The organism is Clostridioides sp. ES-S-0108-01, from assembly GCF_020662285.1.
Taxonomy (GTDB): Bacteria; Bacillota; Clostridia; order Peptostreptococcales; family Peptostreptococcaceae; genus Clostridioides.
On sequence record NZ_JADGMN010000076.1, the window covers coordinates 1 to 565 of the forward strand.

The following is a 565-nucleotide window of genomic DNA, read 5'->3' on the forward strand; positions in this document are numbered from 1 at the left end:
TACTTCTTGATTCGCTTGTTGTGCTGTTTGAGAAGCTGAACCTTGTATTTGTGAAGATGCTTGAGCAAAGATACTCCTTACAGTTTCTAAAACTTTTGGTCCTTCTATTCCTAGATTATTCAGATTTTCTAAAACTTTAGAAGCTTGAGTTTCAATTGGAGTGCTAAAGTCTACATCAGCAAATACTTGCCCCATCTTTCCATCCATTTTCCCTAGAGCTTCTTGTATTTGTGGTCCTGCTTGATTAATAGTTCCAAGCATACTATTTATTGCTCCACTCATACCATCCTTATTGAATCCACTTTTAAATGAATTAAATGTATCACTCAAGCCTTTTTTTAAGTTTGTAGTATCTAGTGCAGTAGAAGCCTGCGAGAAAATAGTTCTTAATGTGTCTATAGCCTGCGTTCCTTCTAATCCTAAGCTATTTAAATTTTGCAATACTTTAGTTTTTTGTGCATCTATAGAAGAATTAAAATCTACTCCCTTAAAAATCTCGTTTGCTTTTCCTCCTAAGCTTTTTAATGTTTCTAGAGCCTGTGGTCCTGTTGCTTTTAAAGAGTTC

Annotated in this window: 1 pseudogene; it reads right to left on the bottom strand. The window is 34.7% G+C overall.

Annotated elements, in window-relative coordinates:
* Positions 1 to 565 (bottom strand): annotated as a pseudogene (locus IR152_RS19835) (phage tail tape measure protein); the annotation flags it as partial.